The 2,453-nt window shown below is 61.2% G+C and carries 1 protein-coding gene; it reads right to left on the reverse strand.

Annotated features, from left to right (window positions below):
- The coding region (locus AC1D00_RS36585) for a sarcosine oxidase subunit alpha family protein (protein ID WP_477014017.1) at positions 1 to 2,439 on the reverse strand (2,439 nt) is incomplete at its 3' end.
- Between the last annotated feature and the right edge of the window lie 14 nt (positions 2,440 to 2,453).

Consider the following 2,453-nt stretch of genomic DNA (forward strand, 5'->3'; position numbering starts at 1 on the left):
GCTTTCGCCATAGCCGGAGGGCACAGCGAGTTCATAGGCTAGCTCGCCTGAAAAGGAGATGCGGAACAGCCGGCCGCGAAGCTCGCCACCTAGCAAGGCAACCTCCTTGGCCGCGAGAAAAGGGAAGGATTCATTGGAAATGTCCTCGTCGACGATCTGTTGCAGGATCCTCCGCGACCTCGGTCCGGCAACCGCCATTTGCGCCCACTGGTCGGTGACGGAAGACAGCCGCACATCGAGGTGCGGCCAGAGCGCTTGCGCGCAAAATTCCAGGTGGTTCATTACGCCAGCCGCATAGGCTGTGGTGGTGGTCATGAAAAAGCGTTCTTCCTCGAGGCGACTCGTGGTGCCGTCGTCATAGATCATACCGTCCTCTCGCAGCATTAGCCCATAGCGGGCCTTGCCGACGGGAAGCGAGGCAAACGCGTTCGAATAGACGCGATTGAGGAATTCGCCGGCACCGGTACCGCATATCTCTATCTTGCCAAGCATGGATACGTCACACAGCCCGGCGTTGACGCGGACGTTCTTGACCTCGCGGTCGACGCTCTCGCGCCAGCTTGTCTCGCCCCTGCGCGGGAACCAGGACGAGCGATACCAAAGGCCCGTTTCCACGAATTTGGCGCCGTTCTTTGCTGCCCAGTCGTGCAGCGGCGACTTGCGCACTGGCTGGAAGTGACGGCCGCTATGGGCGCCGGTTAGTGCACCGAACGAAACGGGTGTGTAGAAGGGTCGGAAGGTGGTAGTTCCGATCTCTGACGGTGACACGCCGCGTGCTTCAGCCAGAAGGCCGATTGCATTGACATTCGACAGCTTACCCTGATCGGTGGCCATGCCGCTGGTTGTGTAGCGCTTGGTAAGCTCGACATGTCCGTAGCCTTCGCGTACGGCAAGGCCGAGATCCTTGCGCTGGACGTCATTCTGGAAGTCCACGAAGGCTTTACCCTTGACACCGGGCACGGTCCAAACGGGCTTTGCCGGCGAAGGCACGATGTCGTCTTCTACCGCTCCGAAAGTCGCCTTGACCATCGAGAGATCCAAGCTGCGGGCGGCCTGTGCGGCACCATCAAGAAGGCAGGCTTCGATGCCGGTTTTGGCATTAGCCGCGCCCGCCAGGGAAAGACCCCTTAGGTCTTCAGGTGCCAGAAAGGCCGACTGTTCGTCGGACCAGACCGGCTTGCCGCCCAGGTGGCACGCGAGATGGATAACCGGGCTGAAGCCACCCGACATAGCGAGCGCGTCGACTTCCAACTCCTCGATCGTTCCGTTCTTCCAGACACCGATCTTCGTCAGCGACTTGCCGCCGCGGGCGTCGCTGACAAACGCGCCCTTGATCAACCGCGCCTTGCCAGTCCAACGGATCGGGTCATCGGCACGACTGTCCACGATGGCAACGAGCTCCACGCCTGCGGCCTCGAGGTCACGGGCCAGCGCAAGGCCACTGTCGTTGGTGGTGAAGATCGCCGTTTTCTTCCCGAAGGCGACCGCATAGCGGTTGAGGTAACTGCGCGCGGCGGTCGCCATCATGACGCCCGGAATGTCGTTGCCGCCGAAGACCAATGGCCGCTCCTCCGCGCCTGTTGCTAGCAGCGCGTGTTTCGCAGCGATGCGCCAAAGTCGTTCGACCGGCGCACTGGCGATGGGGACCTGTACATGCTTCTGAACGCGTTCCACGGCGCCGAAAACATTGCCATCGTACCAACCAAATGCGGTTGTGCGGGCGAGCACCTGGACGTTCGACATGCTATCGAGCTCGGCCACCACCTGCCGCGCGAAATCGGCTGCCATCAGCCCACCAATGCTTGCCGTCTCGGAGAGCAGACCGCCGCCGGCCAATGAATTCTCGTCCAAAATCAACACGCGGGCTCCGGCGCGCCCGGCCGTCAAAGCGGCTGCCAAGCCTGCGGCGCCGGCGCCGATGACGAGTAGATCACAATGTGCCCAACATTTTTCGTAGGAGTCCGGGTCGGCTTCGTAGGCCGCCTTGCCCAGACCAGCCGCCTTGCGGATGAACGGTTCGTAGAATTCTTCCCAGAGCCCAGCTGGCCACATGAAGGTCTTATAGTAGAAGCCGGCTGCAAGGAATGGCGACAGTAGGCTGTTAAGCGAGCCGATGTCGAAGTCGAGCGAGGGCCATCGGTTCTGGCTTCTTGCTTCGAGACCGTCGTATAGCTCCTGCATGGTCGCGCGTGTGTTCGGCTCGGTACGTCCACCTCGGCCGACCGTCACCAGAGCGTTCGGCTCAGCGGCGCCTGATGTCAGAATTCCGCGCGGACGGTGGTATTTGAAGCTCCGCCCGACAAGCTTCTGACCATTGGCCAGAAGTGCCGAAGCCAGGCTATCGCCCTTTTGACCTGAAAGGGTCTTGCCATCGAAGTTGAAATGTAGTGCAGACCGACGGTCGATGAGCCCACCCTTGGGAAGACGATACGAAGTCATGGGCGGGCTTCCAT

It is taken from the genome of Bradyrhizobium sp. P2_E8, from assembly GCF_056403875.1.